We start from the raw sequence: 19,527 nt of genomic DNA on the forward strand, positions 1-19,527 counted from the left end.
CCCCGATATGCTAAGCGCTATCGGGGCTATTCTGGATACTTATTTCTCCTGCGGCGTTAGCTGCTCCATCGCCTGCTTAATGCTCCGTTCTATTACCGCCCGACGGGTATCGTTGGCAGGTAATAGTTTCAGCATCATCTCCCACGCCGCAACCGCCTCGCCGAAGCGCTGCTGTTCAAAGGCGTTGAAAGCGTACATGCTGAGAACCCGAACGTTGGCATGTTCGCCACGCACCAGTTGGCGTAGCAGCTCCCCTCCCCGACGGTTATCATCAGGATCGGAAGAACGGGTCAGCGCTTCCGCATAGCCCAGCGCCGCATCGCTGTTTTTAGGATCCAGTCGATAGGCATTGGCATAGGCTTCAGTGGCCGTACTGGCGTTACCGAGAACCATGCCAATGCGTCCAAGCATGATCCAGCCTTCAACATTTGCGGGATCGGCTTGTAAACGCGTGCGCAGCCCCAGCGCCAGACGCGCCATATCTTCTTCATTGAGCGGTTCCGCTTTCGGATCCAACGCCCGCTCCAGCAGCGCCGGAGCCTGAGCGGTGGCCTGCTGCCAGACCTGAACCTGCTTATAGCTGCCGATTTGGTAATAGCTTACTGCGCCAACCACCAGCGCCACCACGATACCAGGCACAAACAACCCGAATCCACCGCGCTTGCCATTCGGAATAACATCGTCAGGAAACGCTTCCTGTTTCACCCGAACGCGTCGGCGAGTACGGGCGAAAATAATCCAGCCCCCCAGACCAATCGCTACCACCGGCATCACCCACAGCAGCACGGTGAGCGGCGTTAACGGCGGATCGTAAGTGACGAAGTTGCCGTAGCGCGCCACCATGTAATCGACAATTTCTTTCTGGCTTTTTCCTTCCTGCATCAGTTCGTACACTTTCTGACGCAGGTCGGTGGCAATCATCGAGTTAGAATCGGCAATGCTGTTGTTCTGGCATTTAGGACAACGCAGTTGTTCAGTAAGCTGGCGGAACTGCTGCTCCTGCGCTTCGTCCTTAAACTGCATCACGTCGATAGTCGCAAGCGCGGATCCCGAGATAACCAGCATTAGCAGGCCCAGTAAAAATCTCATTGCGCAGCCTCCTTACTGTACTTGTCCCATAACGGTTTGATCTCGCTCTCCCACACCCGGGCGTTCAGATCGCCGGCATGGCGATAGCGAATAATGCCTTTGCCGTCGATCAGGAACGTCTCCGGAGCACCGTACACGCCAAGATCCAGACCGAGCATACCGTCGCCGTCAAACAGACTTAATGAGTAAGGATTACCCAGCTCTTTCAGCCAGACAATGGCTTTCTGACGATCATCTTTATAGTTCAGACCCACTACCCGCACGCCTTGCGCAGACAGCTGATTCAGATACTGATGCTCGGCGCGACAGGTCGGGCACCAGGTCGCCCAGACGTTCAGCAATACCGGTTTGCCCTGCGTCAGCACATCGGCCTGATAGTGCTGACCCGGATTTTCCAGTGACTCCAGGCGGAATGTCGGAACAGGTTTGCCGATCAGCGCCGATTCCAGATTAGTGGGATCGTCCCCCTGAGCGTTACGCGCGAGCTGCCACAACAGCGCCGCCGCAATGATGAGAAAAATAATAAACGGAATTAACAGTGCGTTGCGCTTCATACAGCCTCCGACGCATTTTTTTGCACCGCGGCGCGAGGACGCGTCCGCTGGCGATAGCGTGGATCAAACAGGCAGAACAACCCGCCCAGCGCCATCAGCAATCCTCCGGCCCAAATCCAGCGAATAAACGGTTTGTAGTACAGGCGTACAGCCCATGCGCCATTATCCAGTTCTTCACCCAGCGCAGCGTACAGATCGCGCGTGAATCCGCCGTCAATTGCCGCTTCAGTCATCATCGAACTGGTGCTGTTATAGAAGCGTTTTTCCGCATGCAGCGTGGCTTCCGGCTTACCGTCTCGGGTAACGCCAATAATGGCAACGCCGCCCCGGTAGTTTGGCCCGGTAATATCTTTCACTTCGCGGAAAGTGAACTGATAGTTATGGATACTAACGCTATCACCCGCTTTCATGCGCACATCGCGTTCAACGCTGTAGTTCTGGCTAAAGGCAATACCAACAATGGTAATTGCCAGCCCGACGTGACCCGATACCATGCCCCAATAGCTTGGCGTTAGCTTTGTCCCACGGGAAATACGCAGGAACGCTTCGGACATCGCCAGTACGAATATCCAGCACGCCATCGCCAGCCCCACCACTGTCATGGCGGCAATGCGATCCTCTAGCAGCCACGGCAGCAGCAGCGACAGAACAAGGGTGGTGACAAACGCGATAAGCAATAGCGTTTTCAGTTTACGCGGTCGGTCACGGCCCCAGCGCACTAATGGCCCAATCCCCAACAACAGTGCGAACGGCGCCATCAGCCAGGTGAACATGGTGTTGAAAAACGGCTCGCCAATCGAAATGCTGCCCAGCCCCAGCTGTTTGTGCACCAGCGGCAGCAGCGTGCCCAGTAGCACCACCAGCATGGCGGCAATCAGCAGGACGTTATTCCCCAGCAGCAGCGATTCACGCGACCACAGCGCGTTGTTTACCCGTGATCGAACCTTGTGACCGCGCACCGCAAACAGCAGCAGGGAGCCGCCAATTACCAGCACCATAAAGGCCAGAATAAACATTCCGCGCGACGGATCGGAGGCGAAAGCATGCACCGACACCAGTACGCCGGAGCGCACCAGGAAAGTACCTAACAGACAAAGTGAGAATGCGCAGATTGACAGCAACAGCGTCCAGGCTTTAAAGCTGGCGCGCTGTTCGGTTACCGACAACGAGTGCATCAGCGCCGTTCCCACCAGCCATGGCATAAACGAGGCGTTTTCAACCGGATCCCAGAACCACCAGCCGCCCCAGCCCAGCTCGTAATAGGCCCAGGCCGAACCGAGCACAATGCCCAGCGTCAGAAACACCCACGCCGCCAGCGTCCACGGACGCGAAAAACGGGCGAATGTGCTGTCCAGTCGACCGCTCATCAGCGCAGCAATCGCAAATGCAAAGGCGACCGAGAAGCCGACATACCCCATGTACAGCAGCGGCGGATGGAAAATCAGCCCCGGATCCTGCAACAGCGGGTTCAGGTCACGTCCTTCAATCGGGAAGTTCGGCAACGTGCGGGCAAACGGGTTGGAGGTAAACAGAATAAACAGCAGGAAACCGACGCTGACCATTCCCATGACCGCAAGCACGCGGGCGACGATATCCAGCGGCATGCGCTGGCTGAACGCTGCAACGGCGAACGTCCAGCCGCTCATCAGCAGCACCCACAGCAGCAGCGAGCCTTCATGCGCCCCCCACGTCGCCGCCACCCGATACCAGACCGGAAGCTGGGTATTGGAATTGCTGGCGACGTAGGTCACGGTAAAGTCATTAACCACGAAGGCGTTGACCAGAATCAGGAACGCCCCCATCACACAGATAAACAGTACCCAGGCAAAGGGACGCGCGGAGGCCATCATCCGCACGTCGCCGCGCGCTACGCCCCACAGCGGATAGACCGACAGCAGTAATGCAACGCCAAGCGCAAGGCACAACAGCGCATTGCCAATTTCAGGCATCATGACGTTTTATCCTTATAAACACTTTCCGGGCGACGGTGGTTTTCCTGCATCGCTTTTTCGACTTCCGGCGGGGTGTAATTTTCATCATGTTTAGCAAGCACTTCTTTGGCCTGCACATGATTTCCCCCGTCCAGTTCGCCCTGAACGACGACGCCCTGCCCTTCGCGGAACAGATCCGGCAGAATGCCTTCATAGGTGACATCCACCACACCTTCGGCGTCATAGATGCTGAAATTCACCTTCAGCGACTGCGGATCGCGCTTTACGCTGCCAGGCATAACCATACCGCCCACGCGCAGGCGCTGGCCGACTTCAGGCATTTGCTGCGTTTCGCGCTTCCCGTAGAGTATCTCTCCCGGCGTATAGAACAGATCGATATTGGAACGCAGCGCGTAGAGCACCAGCGAAATGGTCAAAGCCAGACCTGCCAGGACCGCGCAGGCTATCCATAACCGATTTTTACGTCGAATATTCACGCCGCCTCCCGTTGCACTTGCGCCGCGCGCATGCGCGCTTCTCTCGCCCGCTGCTGCGCAACACCGCGTAAGATTGCACGATGCTGTAACGCAGAATGCAGCACCAGCGCCACCAGCGGGATAACGCTCATCGCCACAGCCAGCCAGACATACAAGGCGTAACCGCCCATCGCGAAAAAATCACTCCATGATGCAAATGCAGGGGTCATTGGCGGCCTCTTTTTAAGATCAGTTCGCTCACCCACGGGCGGCGTTTTTCCATCATCAAAATCAGATTACGCATGCGCATCAGCGCCAGCGTGACAAACAGTAACAGGTAGCCGACGATCGCCAGACGCAGCGGCGCGCGCATTGCCGGATCGATACTCTGCTGCATACGGGTCGACCCCTGATGCAGCGTATTCCACCACTCGACCGAGTAGTGAATAATCGGCAAGTTGACCACGCCAATCAGCACCAGAATGCCGGCAGCGCGACCAGCCAGACGGCGGTCGTCAAAGGCATGCCACAGCGCTATGGCGCCAACGTAGAGAAACAGCAGCACCAATTCAGAGGTGAGTCGGGCATCCCAGACCCACCAGGTGCCCCACATCGGTTTGCCCCATGCAGAGCCAGTCACCAGCGCAATAAAGGTAAACACGGCACCAATGGGCGCCATCGCGGCCAGCGCCAGATTGGCCATTTTCATCTGCCAGACCAGGCCAATAAACGCGGCAACGGCCATCGATGCATAAATACCCATCGACCAGATTGCCGCCGGAACGTGCAGATAAATAATGCGATAGCTCTGCCCCTGCTGATAATCCGCAGGCGCGAAGCCAAAGCCCCAGATCAATCCGGTTATCAGTACCACCGCGCTGGCAATCGCCAGCCACGGGATAAACCAGCCACAGATCTGATAGAGCCGAGGAGGCATCGCCAATTGATGAAGTGTTTTCCACATAGTTCAGTCACCAGACTCCGTAAATTAATATCCATTGTGCCGGAGCGCCTTGCCCGGCCTGCATATCTCAACTGCGCTACTGCACGCTTATCCGTAACGCCGCAGCTGTGGCAAACGGGCTTAGCGTGGCGCTGCCGACCAGCAACGCGCCCAGAATCGCCATGTACCCTTCAACCGGTAAGTGCATGGAAGCCGCATCCATCGCCGCGGTCGCAAAAATCAGTAAGGGTATGGTGAGCGGGAGTACCAGCACGCTTAACAGCACGCCGCCGCGCTTTAAGCCCACCGTCAACCCCACGCCCGGCGCACCGAGGAAGCCCAGCGTCGGCGTCCCGAGTAACAAGGTCAGCGCCATAATTTTCCAGCCGTACATGTCCATGCCGAGCAGCAACGCCACCAGCGGCGAGAGGATCAGCAGCGGCAGGCCGGTCACGACCCAGTGCGCCATCACTTTCGCCAGCACCACTGCCGGCAGCGGCAGCGGCAACAGCATCAGTTGCTCAAGGCTGCCGTCCTGCAGATCATCACGAAACAGGCGCTCCAGCGCCAGCAACGACGCCAGCAGCGCCGCAACCCAGATGATGCCCGGTGCAATACGCGCCAGCAGTTGCGGCTCCGGCCCAATGCTCAGCGGGAACAGCGTAATAACAATCAGGAAGAACCATAAAGGATTGGCGATTTCCGCACTATGACGAAACGCAACTCGTAGTTCTAAACGGAAGATTCGCCACATCATTGCGTTGCCCTCTCGCTGGTCAGCGCAATACGTCGCACTTTATCGGTCTCGACATTGAGCGGTTGGTGGGTGGTGAGAATAACAATACCGCCCTGCTCCGTATGCTGCGCCATACGCTGAGTCAGTCGCTCAACGCCGTTCACATCAATGGCGGTAAAGGGTTCGTCGAGGATCCACAGCCGGGCGCGGGTCAGCCACAAACGGGCCAGCGCCACGCGCCGCTGTTGTCCGGCGGAGAGTTGATTCACCGGGATATCTTCATATCCGGCAAGCCCCGCCTGCGCCAGCGCAGCCAGACACTGTGCGACGTCGCCGTCATGGTGAAAGAAACGCAGGTTTTCCAACGCCGAAAGCCGGGTTTTTATCCCCGGCTGATGTCCGATCCACAGCAGTTGTTGATGGTAGCTGTCCCGCACGTGATGCAGCGGTTGCTCTTGCCAGCAAACCTCCCCTGCGTCGGGACGCGCCAGCCCGGTAAGTAACCGCAGCAAAGTGGTTTTCCCTGCGCCGTTGCTGCCGGTAATTTGTACCCATTCCCCTGCGTTGACGCGAAATGACAAATCGCTGAACAGTATTCTGTCATCCCGCTCGCAAAGTAATTCTCTGGCTTCAAGCATACCTGGTTATCTACATCCTGTTAAAATCCCGGTTTGACTTCGCGCATATCAGGCAGTTTGTGCGCTATCCCTTTATGACAGTCAATACAGGTTTGCCCGTCTTTCACGGCCTGGTCGTGCATTTTGGCCGCAACGCCTTTCTGGGCGGTTAAATCCATAAACTCGAAGTTGTGACAGTTTCGACACTCTTGCGAATTGTTATCTTTCATACGCCGCCACTCATTTTGCGCCATCGTTAAACGATGGTCTTCAAATTTCTGCGGTGTATCTATCAGCCCCAGTGCTTTCGCGTACAGCTCTTTACTGGCCTTGATCTTACGAATCATTTTCGGACCCCACTCATGTGGGACGTGGCAATCAGGGCAAGTCGCTCGCACACCACTACGGTTGTTGTAGTGTACGGTTTCCATGTATTCCTGGTACACCGTATTGCGCATTTCGTGACAGCTAATGCAGAACTCTTCTGTATTGGCCTTTTCCATACCGGTATTAAAGCCGCCCCAGAAAATAATGCCGCCCACAAAGCCGATTAACAACAGCGTGCCGAGCGCCAGACGGCTGGGGCGACGCCACCATTGCCAGACGCGCTTAATCCAGCCTGGTTTACGGTTAGAATTTTCCATAATGACCTCTTATTTCCCGTAACCTTTCGAGGGGGTGAAGGTATTTTCAACAATCGGCGCGGCGTCAGCCTGCGGAACGTGACATTGCAGGCAGAAATAACGACGCGGCGCGACTTCAGCCAATACCTTACCGTCGCTGTCCATAAAGTGCGTCGGACTGATGCGCGGCGCACCGGTGGTGCGATAGCTTTCCACACCGTGACATTGCAGGCAGCGGTTAGTGTTAGTCGTCACCTGATACCCTTCAACGCTGTGCGGAACCATCGGCGGCTGATTCACATAGTTCAGCGGCATACGCACTTGCTCTTTCGGCATGCGAATCGCCCCTTCTTGTGTCCCTGAGACTTCCGGTGACTGACTCAGATCCACTCCGTTTGCAGCCCAAACGGCCCCACTGACTACCAGGGCCAGCGCAGCCGTCCATTGACTCAGCGCTTTAATCAGGTCATGGCTTTTCATGATTTCGCTCCCGAACTCCATCGTGTTGTTATTGTAAAAACATCCTCAGAACAGACATCCACACAGCGACCGCAGGCCATGCAATCGCGGCTGGTTACCTGCACCGGACTTTGCTCATCCAGCACCGGCGCACGTAGCACATGCGGTTCCGGGCAAACATGAAAACAATCCATACAGCGGTTACATCTGTTACGTTCTTTTGCCGAAACGGTTAATGCACCTTTACTCCCCACCACGCTATACAGCGCACCCAGTGGGCAAAGATGCCCGCACCAGCCATGCTCAACGACCAGTAGATCAAATAAAAACAGCGCGAGGATCAGCAGCGCCCCGCTGCCAAATCCCATGACCAGGCTCCGTCCGAGCAGAGAGACTGGGTTTATCCACTCCCACAGCAGCGTACCGGTCACGGCGGAACCGACCAGGATAACCACCAGCAGGACGTACCGTATATGGCGCGGCAGGGTTGCAGACTGATTCAGGTCAAACCTTCTGCGCAACCAACTGGCTAAATCGGTGACAGGGTTCATGGGACAAACCCAACTGCAAAACAGTCGCTTACCCGCCAGGGCATACAGCACCGTGATGATGACCGCCCCCATTAACGCAACCGTCGCCGGCAGGTGTCCGCTGGCCAGGCTTTGCAGGGTAATCAGCGGATCGGTGAACGGGATGGAGTCCAGCAACAGGCTGCTACTGTAATTGCCATGCAGGATCCAGACGCCAAGCCACGGGCCGCTAAGGAACATCGCCAGTATCAGAAACTGGCTCAGACGACGCAGCACCAGCCAGCGATGACTCTTCCACCATCCTTTTTTTGCCTGCGCTTCACGCCCGGCGTCACGTTTACGATTTGCCATTGTTCCCCTCCAGCCAACCGAAGCGGTAATGGTGTCCTAACTCCCCTTTCGCCAGCGACAGGGGCAGCACTTTTATTGCTGGCTGCTCCAGGACGCAGACTTTTTCGCATTTCCCGCAGCCGGTGCAGGCATCGCTGTGTACGGTCGGAATAAACCGCGCATGCTTGCCGGTACGCATGTTGCGGTCCAGCTCCAGGGTGATAGCCTCATCGATTTTCGGGCATTCGCGATAGCAAACGTCGCAGCGTAATCCCTGATAGTTGAGGCAGTTTTCGTGATCCAGCAGTACCGCCAGCCCCATGCGTGAATCGTCAATAGATTCAATGTCCCTGTCCAACGCGCCGCTGGGGCAAACTTTGGCGCACGGAATGTCTTCACACATTTCGCAGGGAATATCACGCGCGACAAAATACGGCGTACCGGCAGCCAACCCTGAGGCCAGCGTCGCCAGCTTCAGCGTGTCATACGGGCAGGCCTGAACGCACTGACCACAGCGCACGCAGGCACTGGCGAATGCCTCCTCGCTCAGTGCGCCTGGCGGGCGCAGCCGCACGCCGGTTGCACGTGCGGTTTGCTGTTGCAACCCCAGCGCCACGCCAACGACGGCCAGTCCGCCCGCTGCGCGAACCATATCGCGCAGAAAGCGGCGGCGGCCATTTTGGGGTTTTGCTGACCGGGACATAACGCGTTACACCTTCGCCAGTTTCACAGCGCACTTCTTGAAATCCGTCTCTTTGGAGAGCGGATCCGTCGCATCCAGCGTCAGGTTGTTCACCAGCTGTGCGGCGTCGAAGAACGGCATGTAGACCAGCCCCTGCGGTGGACGGTTACGCCCGCGCGTTTCAACTATCGAGATAACTTCACCACGACGGGAAACCACCTTGACTTTGTCGCCACGGCGCAGATCGCGTGCTTTTGCATCCAGCGGATGGATAAACAGCACAGCTTCCGGGAAAGCACGGTGCAGCTCAGGTACGCGACGCGTCATGCTGCCGGTATGCCAGTGCTCCAGCACACGTCCGGTAGACAGCCACAGGTCGTACTCTTTATCCGGCGCTTCTGCGGCAGGTTCAAATGGCAGCGCGAAGATGACCGCTTTGCCGTCCGGCTTACCGTAGAACTTGTAGCTTTCACCCGCTTTCACGTAAGGGTCGTTGCCTTCGCTGTAGCGCCACTGGGTCTCTTTGCCCTCAACGACCGGCCAGCGTAAACCGCGCGCTTTGTGGTAATCGTCAAATGGCGCAAGGTCATGCCCGTGACCGCGACCAAACCAGGCGTACTCTTCGAACAGTCCTTTTTGCAGATAGAAGCCCAGCTCGCGGGATTCATCGTTCAACTGATCTTCAGCCAGTTCAGCCACCGGGAATTTCGTCACTGCAGGCGTGGCAAACAGTACGTCATACAGCGTTTTGCCGCGCAGTTCCGGTTTCTGTGCCAACAGCGCTTCCGGCCACACTTCTTCTGTTTTGAAGCGACGAGAGAACTGCACCAGTTGCCACAGATCCGATTTCGATTCACCCGGCGCTTTAATCTGCTGACGCCAGAACTGTGTACGACGTTCCGCGTTACCGTAAGCACCTTCTTTCTCTACCCACATCGCGGTCGGCAGGATCAGGTCGGCCGACAGAGCGCTGACCGTCGGGTACGGATCGGAGACGATGATGAAGTTGCGCGGATCGCGCCAGCCCGGCATACGCTCTTCGTTGATGTTCGGACCGGCCTGCATGTTGTTGGTACACATCGCCCAGTAGACATTGAGCTTGCCATCTTTCAGCGCACGGTCTTGCGCCACGGCATGCAGACCGATTTTTGCCGGAATGGTCCCCGCCGGAATATTCCAGTGCTTCTCACAGATATCGCGGTGTTTTTCGTTCGTAACCACCATGTCCGCAGGCAGACGGTGGGAGAACGTACCGACTTCACGCGCGGTACCGCAGGCGGAAGGCTGACCGGTCAAAGAGAACGGACCGCAGCCTGGCTGGGAGATTTTACCGGTCAACAGGTGCAGGTTATAGACCAGGTTGTTGGCCCACACGCCACGGGTATGCTGGTTGAAGCCCATCGTCCAGTAGGAGATGACTTTTTTCTTCGGATCGGCATACAGCTGCGCCAGTTGTTCCAGCTGATCTTTCGGTACGCCGGTCATTTCGGCGGTTTTATCCAGCGTGTACTCGGCAACAAAGGCTTTGTAATCCTCAAAGCTCATCGGCTCAGAGGCATCGGATCCCGGGTTTTTCGCCGCTTTTTCCAGCGGATGGGTTGGACGCAGACCGTAGCCAATGTCCGTCACGCCTTTACGCAGATTAACGTGCTTGCTAAAGAAATCCTGGTTGATCGCATTGTTTTGAATGATGTAGTTAGCGATGTAGTTGAGGATCACCAGATCGGTTTGCGGCGTGAAGACCATGCCGTTATCCGCCAGCTCAAAGCTGCGGTGCTGGAAGGTGGAGAGCACCGCGACATTAACATTGGGATCGGACAGACGACGGTTGGTGATGCGCGACCACAGGATCGGGTGCATCTCCGCCATATTCGCGCCCCACAGGACGAAAGCATCTGCATGCTCGATATCGTCATAGCAGCCCATCGGTTCATCCATACCGAAGGTACGCATAAAGCCGACTACCGCTGACGCCATGCAGTGACGCGCGTTCGGGTCGATGTTATTCGAACGAAAACCCGCTTTAAACAATTTGGCAGCGGCATAACCTTCCCAAATCGTCCACTGACCCGAGCCGAACATACCGATAGACTCCGGGCCTTTCTCTTTCAGGGACGTTTTGAATTTCTCTTCCATCACGTCAAAGGCCTGGTCCCAGCTAATCGGGGTGAACTCGCCTTCTTTGTGATACTTACCGTCCTTCATGCGCAGCATCGGCTGCGTTAAACGGTCTTTTCCGTACATGATTTTCGGCAGGAAGTAACCTTTGATGCAGTTAAGCCCACGGTTAACCGGCGCATCCGGATCGCCCTGGCATGCCACAACACGCCCTTGCTGCGTCCCGACCAATACGCCACAGCCCGTCCCGCAAAAACGGCACGGGGCTTTGTCCCATTTGATGGCTTCTTGCTGACCGACTACCGCACGGGCTACGCCCGGCACGCTTAACCCGGCAGCCGCCGCAGCGGCCGCAACGGCGTTAGCTTTCATAAAGCTACGACGACTGAGTTTCATGGTGTTTCCTCACCTTGCTCATCCTGCTGGTGATAAACCAGCGACACCGCCAGCACGCCCGCAACGTTGCGCACTGACTCAATAGTTTTCATTAACGTTTCGCTGTGCTCAGCTTCCACCACCACGATCAGTTGACCGCTTTCCACATCGCTGAGTGCAACTTCGCAACCTGGGAACGAACGCAACTGCGTGGCGATATCATTGATATGCTGACTTTTGGCCTGAACGACCAGGCTGCAGACCTGCCAGTTATTGTCCATGGTTGTACTCCGCGTTAATGGCTGATACCGGGCAGATAGCGACACATGCGCCACATCCGTTACAGTCCTGATTGTCGAGCTGCGGCTGATAAATGCCGGACAGCGTGGGACGAAAGGTTATGGCCATGGGTTCACAGCTATCCTGACAGCGATGACATTCAACGGACTGATATGCGAGACAGTTTTCCCCAATCGTAAAATTCAGATCCCATGCCCTGGTGTGGCGCGGAAGAAAAAGGGATTCAGAACAGGCCTCTGCGCAGGCATAGCAAAAGCTACACTCGCCGTGTTTGAAATTTACGCTCGGGTAACCGCCCTGGCCTCGCTGCAGGATGTCGGTTTCACACGCCTGGATGCAGGCGTCACAACGAAGGCAATGGGCCAGAAAGTGAGAGTCTTCCTTGCTCCAGGGCGGACGGATCCCTGAGTTGGCGTTTCGCCAACTGCCTGTCAACATGCCTCGACGGGATAAATCAACCATGACATTGTCCTTCCATAATGACGCCCTCCGCTGGTGGGTTGAACGCCATAAAAAACTGCACTATTTATGAGTAGTTATTTTTAGTCGTAAGATATTTCAGGATGTGTTAGAGGTGCATACCCCAATCGGGGTAAATGCTGTTGCCGGATCAAAGGAGTGTTGAGTTGGCGGGAAAAAATGCGCTTTTGCTCACATTTCAATGAGTTATATAAAACTGTATATAACGAACAACTCAAAAAGAGAATGATTTTATAATTTAGATTATTCTTAGAATATATCGCTAACACGGAAGGAGAACCATACCAAATACACTTAAAATATAAGTAAATCCAGATTAATCGATTATGTAAATATGTTAACCTGCCCCAGACTCGTTCATAAGACAGAAGAAAGGAAACACTGTGAACAATAAGATGAAAACAATTGTCCCTGCCGTACTTTTCGCCGCCTTTGCCAGCGCCTCTGCATGGGCTGCCAGTAACGATGCCGGCGCTCAGCCGCTGGAAAAAGTCGCCCCTTATCCTAAGGCGGAAAAGGGTATGAAGCGCCAGGTTATCCAGCTTACTCCTGAGAAAGATGAATCTACTCTGAAAGTAGAACTGCTGATCGGACAAACGCTGGAAGTTGACTGCAACCAACACCGCCTGGGCGGAGAACTGGACAGCAAAACGCTGGAAGGTTGGGGATATGACTACTATGTCTTCGACAAAGTGACGTCTCCGGTTTCAACCATGATGGCCTGCCCGGACGGTAAGAAAGAGAAGAAATTTATTACCGCGTATCTGGGTGATGACGGCATGCTGCGCTACAACAGCAAGTTACCGATTGTGGTCTATACGCCGGAGAACGTGGAAGTGAAATACCGTATCTGGAAAGCGGAAGAGAAGATTCAGGACGCAGTCGCGCGATAAGTAAGAATGTGCCGGAGGGCGGCGTACCGCCTTATCCGGCATTTTATTTACAGTGCGATATCCGCTACAGCTTTCTGCTCAGGCTGCGGTTGCGCCTGAGGTTTCAGCTGAGGTTTCGGCGCTTCATCAGCAGCCTGCGGCTTGTCATATTTCAGCCCCAGAACATCACTGGTGTATTGCAGCTCTTGTTCCGTAGCTTCAACGTTACCGTTCAGCTTGGTACCATAAGACGGAATAATGGTTTTCAGTTTCGCCTGCCACTCAGGGCTGGCCACTTTATCTTTAAACACTTTTTCCATCAGATGCAGCATAATCGGCGCCGCGGTTGATGCACCCGGAGAAGCGCCCAGCAGCGCGGCAATGGTGCCCTCTTTATCGCTGACGACTTCGGTACCCAGACGCAGTACACCGCCTTTCTCCGCATCACTTTTAATGATCTGCACACGCTGGCCCGCTTGCCATAAACGCCAGTCTTCTTTTTTCGCCTGCGGATAGTACTCTTGCAGCGCGGCAAAACGGTCGTCATCGCTGAGCATCACCTGGCTTACCAGATATTTCACCAGATCGAAGTTATCCAGACCCACGTTGACCATCGGCATAAAGTTCGAGGTGGTGGTCGAGCTGAGCAGATCCCACAATGAACCGTTTTTCAGGAACTTGGTGGAGAATGTCGCGAATGGCCCAAACAGCACGACGCGCTTGCCATCAAGGATACGGGTATCGATGTGCGGCACGGACATCGGCGGCGCGCCAACGGAGGCCTGACCGTACACTTTCGCCAGGTGGCGATTCACCACGTCCGGATTATCCGCAACCAGGAACTGCCCGCCAACCGGGAATCCGGCATAACCTTTCGCTTCCGGAATGTCGGTTTCCTGCAACAGCTTCAGCGCAGCGCCACCGGCACCGATAAAGACAAACTTCGCCTTAATATCATGTTCCGCTTCGTTATTTTTCAGATCGGCGACCGTGACGGTCCAGCTATTGTCGGCATTGCGTTTAAAGCCACGCACTTCGGTACTCAGCTGCAGCGCAAAGTTGGGCTTTTTCTGCAACGAGGCAATCAGCTGGCGCGTGATTTCGCCGTAGTTTACGTCAGTACCAATCTCGGTACGCGTTGCCGCGACTTTCTGCTTCGGATCGCGGCCTTCCATGACCAGCGGCGCCCACTCTTTAATCTGCGCGTGATCTTCGGAATAACGCATGCCACGGAATAACGTGCTCTGCTGCAGTGCGGTGTAACGGGCACGCAGGAAGTTCACGTTCTCGTCACCCCAGACAAAACTCATGTGCGGAACGGTGGTGATAAATGAGCGTGGTTCATGCATTACGCCATTATTGACCTGATAGGCCCAAAACTGGCGGGAGATCTGGAAGGCTTCGTTGATTTCGACTGCCTTTTCAATGCTGATGCTACCGTCGGCCTTTTTAGGCGTGTAGTTCAGCTCCATCAGTGCGGAGTGGCCTGTTCCGGCGTTATTCCAGCCGTTTGAGCTTTCCTGCGCTACACCATCCAGTCGCTCAACCATGGTCATTGACCATTGCGGTTCCAGCTCCTGTAAATAGGTTCCCAGCGTGGCGCTCATGATGCCGCCGCCAATCAACAGTACATCCGTTTCCTGCTCTTCCGCCGCTTTCGCTTTTGCCGCCATCGAGACAACATTCAGCCCAACGGCCATGGTGAAGAGCATGGCAGTCACTTTTTTCATAATGTTAATGCCTTACTTTTAGTATCGCTTTTTTGCTTTTAATGCAGGTGAAAATCGAGCGGCATCAACGGTAACACTTAAGTAAAAATATTTAAATATTGTTTATAAATTATATTTAATTTTTAAAAATGTTATTAATACGTTGATAGTTTATACGGTTATTGACAATCATTTCTGGAAACCGGTCCGTCAGACAGGTACTATGCTGCGCTTTGCTATTCACCGCACGGATGCCTGTCGGTCTGCTTTACCGGGCCATTTTTGACCTAAGAGTAACGATGTCTGCAACTCAACCCTCCTCTGTCGCAGTAGCGGAGCACGCGACGCGCGCAGTGCTGCGCCAACCCCGTTTACTGGTTCGCGAAACGCTGGCCGGTGTGGTAACCGCCCTGGCGCTGATCCCGGAAGTGATCTCTTTTTCCGTTATCGCCGGCGTCGATCCTAAAGTCAGCCTGATAGCTTCAGTCGTACTGTGCCTGGCAATGTCATTTTTAGGTGGCCGTCCGGCAATGGTTACCGCAGCGGCAGGATCGGTCGCGCTGGTGATTGGCCCGATGGTGCATCAACACGGCGTCCAGTACATCCTGCCTGCGGTGGTGCTGGCCGGGATTATTCAGATCCTGTTTGGCGTATTGGGGATGGCGCGTCTGATGCGATTCATTCCTACAGCCGTCATGACCGGTTTTGTGAACGCGCTGGGTATTTTGATTTTCTTTGCCCAGGTCCCGCATTTCTGGGGTAAAAGCCCGCTAATCTGGGGGCTGTTTGTCCTGACCCTGCTGATTGTGCTGTGGGTTCCGCGGTTTATTAAAGCGATCCCCGCGCCGCTTATCGCCATCGTGCTGCTGACGGTGTTCACTGTCACCAGCGGACAACTATTACCGACCGTCGGTGACGAAGGTTCAATGCGCGGCGGCCTGCCGGGATTCACGCAGTTATTGGTACCGCTCAACCTGCAAACGCTGGCGATTATCTGGCCCTGCGCGCTGAGCATCGCTTTTGTCGGATTAATGGAGTCGCTGTTAACCGCCCGTCTGGTGGATGACCTGACGGTTACGCCATCGAATAAGAATCGCGAGAGCGCCGGGCTGGGGATAGCCAATATTCTGGCCGGTTTTTATGGCGGCATCGCCGGGTGTGCGATGATTGGTCAAACCATCGTTAACGTCGAGATGGGCAAAGGACGCAGCCGCGTCTCGACGGTCGCCGCCGGGCTGGTGCTGTTGTTGCTGGTCACCGCGTTAAGCGAAGTAATGGCGAAAATCCCCATGTCAGTGCTGGCGGGAATTATGGTGATTGTGGCGGTGAAAACCTTCAGTTGGCACAGCATCCAGCCCGCTACGCTGCGGCAACTCCCCGTTACTGAAACGCTGGTGATGCTGATGACCGTCGCGGCAACGGTGTCAACCGGCAACCTGGCGCTTGGCGTGGTTGCCGGGGTGATGACGATGCTCATTTTGCCGCGTATCGTCAGAGGCAAACGTGCGGCTACATCAGAAACAGCGTTGCCAGACCGAGAAAAATAAAGAAACCACCGGTATCGGTGATTGCCGTAATCATGACGCTCGAGCCGACCGCCGGGTCGCGCCCGAGCTTCACCATCGTCATCGGAATAATAACGCCCATCAACGCCGCCATCAGCAAATTGAGCATCATCGCCAGGGTCATCACGCCGCCGAGCGCCATGTCATCGTACAGCCACCAGGTAATGCCGCCCATAATTCCGCCCCACACGAGGCCATTAATCAACGCCACGCCCATTTCGCGCAGGATCAAAAACGTCAGGTTTCCCGGCTGAATATTTTGTAGCGCCAGCGCGCGAACAATCATGGTGATGGTTTGATTCCCAGTGTTGCCGCCGATCCCCGCCACAATCGGCATCAGCGAGGCCAGCGCGACCAGTTGCGAAATTGTATGTTCAAAGCCGTCGATCACTCGCGAAGCGATAAAGGCGGTACAAAGGTTAACGGCCAACCACGCCCAGCGGGTTTTAACCGCTTTCGTGACGGGGGCAAACACATCCTCTCCGGCACTTAAGCCGCCCATTCGACGCAGATCGGTATCGGTTTCTTCATAGACCACATCGACGATCTCATCGATGGTTAAACGGCCCATCAGTTTACCTGAAGAGTCAACGACCGCGGCACTGACCAGGTCGTCACGTTCAAAGGTTCGCGCGGCGTGTTCGGCGATATCTTCCGGAGAAAAGGTGAGCGGATCATCTTCCATCACCTCGCTGACTTTTCGCTGCACGTCATTGAGCAGAATACAGGTGAGCGTCAGTTCCCCGACCAGCACTTTATTGCGGTCGGTCACGAAGAGTTTATCGGTGTTCTCCGGCATTTTACCCAGCCGCCGCAGGTAGCGTTGTACCACTTCCAGCGTCACGTCCGGACGCACGGTGATAACTTCGAACTCCATAATCGCACCGACGCGATTCTTCTCGTAGTGCAGCACCTGGCGGACGCGCGCCCGCTCCTCGGCCGGTAACGTCGCCAGCAGTCGACCCGTGAGGTTACGAGGGAGGTGCTGAACCAGATAAATCTGTTCGTCGATATCAAGGTATTGCAACGCATCCAGCAGCTCACGGTCGCTCATCTCATCGATCAGGTCGTCCCAGACGTTTTCTGACGCCTCAAGCAGGACGTTACCGCGCTTTTCACTTTCGACCAGTCGCCACAGGGCGTGACGCTCTTCAGAAGGTAATGCTTCGAGGGTATCCGCCAGATCGGGCGGCGGCAGGTGGGCGACCAGCGCCCCTACCTCAGCAATATCGTCGGCTAACGTGCCGACGTCATATTGCTCAGCCAGGGTAAGCTTGCCCAATAGCGTTGAAACAACGGCTTTATCAGTGGTCAGCAGCCAGATAAGACGCGCACGCTCTTCATCACGCAGTCTGGCGCTGTTTTTGTTTGTTACAGGCATTAATCATAAATCCATGATATGAAATATCATTAATCATGATGCCGATTTATGTAAATAACAATAAACAGTGCCGCCGGGTGGATAAAAAACCGGCGGCATGTGGGATCACGCAGTGCGGGCCACCGCGTCACGCGAGGCGGCATCACGCTCATCGCCCAGCAGTTCACTCAACTGTCCGTTACGCATTTCCAGCAGACGATCGGCGTGAATAAAATAGTGATCGTCATGGCTAATGGCGAAGATAGTTTTACCCATTTCTTGCATCAGCGGTAACAGGACCTGATAGAACTCACGACGGAAATGGGGATCCTGATCGGCAGCCCATTCATCCAGCAGAATGATGTCGCGCTCCTCCGCCAGAGCCAGCAGCAGCGCCACGCGTTTCTTCTGCCCTTTCGACAGCTTCAGATTGAGGATGCGGCCATCGTTCATCTCCAGCTTGTGACCCATCTTCAGATGTTCCAGCCACTTCGCTACCAGCTGCGGATTGGCTTCTTTACCTTCCGGCCCCAGCAGTTTGTCGAATAGCCAGACGTCGGTAAACACGGCGGAGAACAGCTTGCGATAATCTTCCGGCTTTTCAACGGCCACGGCCTTACCATCAAGCAAAATTTCACCTGACTGCGGCTGGTATAGCCCGGTCAGTAACATCGCCAGCGTAGATTTCCCGCTGCCGTTGCCGCCAATCAGGAAGATCAGTTCACCGCGATGAATCGTCAGATTGAACGGCCCTACGGAAAAGGCATTATCCTGATAGTGGAAAACCACGTTACGCAGTTCCAGCGTTTGCCAGTTTGGAAAAGCGGTTGGGCGCGGGAATTCGGCCTTAAAAGGTGCCAGTGCGAATTTATTCAGCTTGTTGAAAGCCACCTGCGCAGTGAGCAGGGTCGGTAGCGCGCCAACGGCAGAGAGCAGCGGCGTACGCAGGAATAACAGCGTCAGTGAGTAAGTCGCCGCCACGGCGGTATCCGCCCAGCCCAGACTATTCGCCATCCAGAACACCAGGCCAATGGCGCCCAGCATCATAATGTTTGACCAGTTGACCGCGCTCAGGTGGAAGGTATCGGCGCGAATAATATGGTGACGGTACTCTTTGGCATCCGGGACGTACATCTGATTAAAGATATGCTCGGCGCGCTCGCGGTTGAGCGTCAGCTCTTTGCGCCCTTCCAGCACCGTCTGATAATCGTTGTACAACTTGTCTTCGGTTTCGCGCAGGGTAGCCATGTGCTTATACACCCGCGCCACCAGCACAAATCCCCCCCAGATGGTGATTGCCATCCAGATAGCCGTCACCAGCAGCATTTTGGTCGACAGCATCGCCAGATACGCCGCCGATCCGATGGTCAGGATAATCCCCTGCACCAGCTCAGGCAGACGAACAAAGGCGATGGTGATATTGCGAATATCGCTGGTTAAACCGGCCAGCAACGAGGCGCTGCCAAGCTGTTCAATACGCTCGACGTGGGTATCCAGAATACGTTTGATAAATTCGCTACGCAGGCGGTAGACAAAGTGGTGGCCGAGCGTGGTCAACGCCAGCTGAGAGCCGAGAGTGACAACCATCAATAGCAGCAACAGGCCAAGAAACTCCGGCAGCACCATCAGCGTGGTGTCGACCGTTTCAATCAGACGCTGGTTGATAAACGCAATCAGCCCAATCCCCAACGCAGCGCTGGCGAGGCTGAGCGCCATGACGCTGATAAATGGCCAGCGATACTGCCGCCAGACAAGAAGTAAAAGTTCCATGCGAACAA

Annotated in this window: 20 protein-coding genes; 2 read left to right on the forward strand and 18 right to left on the reverse strand. The window is 55.3% G+C overall.

Annotated elements, in window-relative coordinates:
- Positions 1 to 39: 39 nt before the first annotated feature.
- The 15 genes from ABIE10_RS10855 to napF form a co-directional block, all read right to left on the reverse strand.
- Positions 40 to 1,089: a cytochrome c-type biogenesis protein CcmH gene (locus ABIE10_RS10855; protein ID WP_049281462.1), complete on the reverse strand. Its 1,050-nt coding sequence runs from the start codon at positions 1,087 to 1,089 to the stop codon at positions 40 to 42.
- Complete coding sequence (gene dsbE, locus ABIE10_RS10860) at positions 1,086 to 1,643, reverse strand: thiol:disulfide interchange protein DsbE (RefSeq protein ID WP_003834613.1); 558 nt, start codon at positions 1,641 to 1,643, stop codon at positions 1,086 to 1,088. The genes ABIE10_RS10855 and dsbE overlap by 4 nt, the downstream gene beginning before the upstream one ends.
- The gene (locus ABIE10_RS10865; protein WP_016153766.1) at positions 1,640 to 3,595 is read right to left on the reverse strand and encodes a heme lyase CcmF/NrfE family subunit; all 1,956 of its coding nucleotides are present in this window, start codon (positions 3,593 to 3,595) and stop codon (positions 1,640 to 1,642) included. The genes dsbE and ABIE10_RS10865 overlap by 4 nt, the downstream gene beginning before the upstream one ends.
- Positions 3,592 to 4,071, reverse strand: a complete 480-nt coding sequence (ccmE, locus tag ABIE10_RS10870) for a cytochrome c maturation protein CcmE (protein WP_016153767.1) — start codon at positions 4,069 to 4,071, stop codon at positions 3,592 to 3,594. Before ccmE ends, ABIE10_RS10865 begins: the two co-directional genes overlap by 4 nt.
- Complete coding sequence (ccmD, locus tag ABIE10_RS10875; RefSeq protein ID WP_016157004.1) at positions 4,068 to 4,280, reverse strand: heme exporter protein CcmD; 213 nt, start codon at positions 4,278 to 4,280, stop codon at positions 4,068 to 4,070. Before ccmD ends, ccmE begins: the two co-directional genes overlap by 4 nt.
- Positions 4,277 to 5,014: a heme ABC transporter permease gene (locus tag ABIE10_RS10880; protein WP_016153769.1), complete on the reverse strand. Its 738-nt coding sequence runs from the start codon at positions 5,012 to 5,014 to the stop codon at positions 4,277 to 4,279. The genes ccmD and ABIE10_RS10880 overlap by 4 nt, the downstream gene beginning before the upstream one ends.
- Positions 5,015 to 5,090: 76 nt before the next feature.
- Entirely contained in the window at positions 5,091 to 5,750 is a 660-nt protein-coding gene (gene ccmB / locus ABIE10_RS10885) for a heme exporter protein CcmB (RefSeq protein ID WP_003027542.1), read from the reverse strand.
- Positions 5,747 to 6,367, reverse strand: a complete 621-nt coding sequence (gene ccmA / locus ABIE10_RS10890) for a cytochrome c biogenesis heme-transporting ATPase CcmA (RefSeq protein WP_016153771.1) — start codon at positions 6,365 to 6,367, stop codon at positions 5,747 to 5,749. The genes ccmB and ccmA overlap by 4 nt, the downstream gene beginning before the upstream one ends.
- A gap of 20 nt (positions 6,368 to 6,387) precedes the next feature.
- A complete protein-coding gene (gene napC / locus ABIE10_RS10895) occupies positions 6,388 to 6,990 on the reverse strand; it encodes a cytochrome c-type protein NapC (protein WP_003027548.1) in 603 nt (200 codons plus the stop codon).
- 9 nt (positions 6,991 to 6,999) lie between these two features.
- On the reverse strand, positions 7,000 to 7,449 hold the full coding sequence (napB, locus tag ABIE10_RS10900; RefSeq protein WP_016153772.1) for a nitrate reductase cytochrome c-type subunit: 450 nt from the start codon (positions 7,447 to 7,449) through the stop codon (positions 7,000 to 7,002).
- A complete protein-coding gene (napH, locus tag ABIE10_RS10905; protein ID WP_049281464.1) occupies positions 7,446 to 8,309 on the reverse strand; it encodes a quinol dehydrogenase ferredoxin subunit NapH in 864 nt (287 codons plus the stop codon). Before napH ends, napB begins: the two co-directional genes overlap by 4 nt.
- Positions 8,296 to 8,991 carry a ferredoxin-type protein NapG gene (napG, locus tag ABIE10_RS10910; RefSeq protein WP_016153774.1) on the reverse strand — a complete coding sequence of 232 codons (696 nt, stop codon included), beginning with the start codon at positions 8,989 to 8,991 and terminating at the stop codon, positions 8,296 to 8,298. The genes napH and napG overlap by 14 nt, the downstream gene beginning before the upstream one ends.
- A gap of 6 nt (positions 8,992 to 8,997) precedes the next feature.
- Positions 8,998 to 11,484: a nitrate reductase catalytic subunit NapA gene (gene napA, locus ABIE10_RS10915; RefSeq protein WP_016153775.1), complete on the reverse strand. Its 2,487-nt coding sequence runs from the start codon at positions 11,482 to 11,484 to the stop codon at positions 8,998 to 9,000.
- Positions 11,481 to 11,744 carry a chaperone NapD gene (gene napD, locus ABIE10_RS10920; RefSeq protein ID WP_016153776.1) on the reverse strand — a complete coding sequence of 88 codons (264 nt, stop codon included), beginning with the start codon at positions 11,742 to 11,744 and terminating at the stop codon, positions 11,481 to 11,483. Before napD ends, napA begins: the two co-directional genes overlap by 4 nt.
- Entirely contained in the window at positions 11,734 to 12,225 is a 492-nt protein-coding gene (gene napF, locus ABIE10_RS10925) for a ferredoxin-type protein NapF (protein WP_131405173.1), read from the reverse strand. Before napF ends, napD begins: the two co-directional genes overlap by 11 nt.
- 413 nt (positions 12,226 to 12,638) lie before the next feature.
- Between napF and eco the strand changes: the two genes are divergently transcribed.
- Positions 12,639 to 13,136: a serine protease inhibitor ecotin gene (gene eco, locus ABIE10_RS10930; protein WP_029139607.1), complete on the forward strand. Its 498-nt coding sequence runs from the start codon at positions 12,639 to 12,641 to the stop codon at positions 13,134 to 13,136.
- 47 nt (positions 13,137 to 13,183) lie between these two features.
- On the opposite strand, the gene mqo is transcribed toward eco, so the two are convergent.
- Positions 13,184 to 14,845: a malate dehydrogenase (quinone) gene (gene mqo / locus ABIE10_RS10935; protein ID WP_016153779.1), complete on the reverse strand. Its 1,662-nt coding sequence runs from the start codon at positions 14,843 to 14,845 to the stop codon at positions 13,184 to 13,186.
- 278 nt (positions 14,846 to 15,123) lie between these two features.
- Between mqo and ABIE10_RS10940 the strand changes: the two genes are divergently transcribed.
- On the forward strand, positions 15,124 to 16,371 hold the full coding sequence (locus ABIE10_RS10940; RefSeq protein WP_047359199.1) for a SulP family inorganic anion transporter: 1,248 nt from the start codon (positions 15,124 to 15,126) through the stop codon (positions 16,369 to 16,371).
- Here ABIE10_RS10940 and mgtE read toward each other — a convergent pair.
- Complete coding sequence (gene mgtE / locus ABIE10_RS10945; RefSeq protein WP_016153782.1) at positions 16,334 to 17,770, reverse strand: magnesium transporter; 1,437 nt, start codon at positions 17,768 to 17,770, stop codon at positions 16,334 to 16,336. The two genes, ABIE10_RS10940 and mgtE, sit on opposite strands and share 38 nt — an antisense overlap.
- 105 nt (positions 17,771 to 17,875) lie before the next feature.
- A complete protein-coding gene (locus tag ABIE10_RS10950) occupies positions 17,876 to 19,519 on the reverse strand; it encodes a multidrug ABC transporter permease/ATP-binding protein (RefSeq protein ID WP_429155667.1) in 1,644 nt (547 codons plus the stop codon).
- Positions 19,520 to 19,527: the final 8 nt, after the last annotated feature.

The sequence above is a fragment of the Citrobacter sp. 506 genome, from assembly GCF_050434985.1.
GTDB classification, from domain to species: Bacteria; Pseudomonadota; Gammaproteobacteria; order Enterobacterales; family Enterobacteriaceae; genus Citrobacter; species Citrobacter braakii.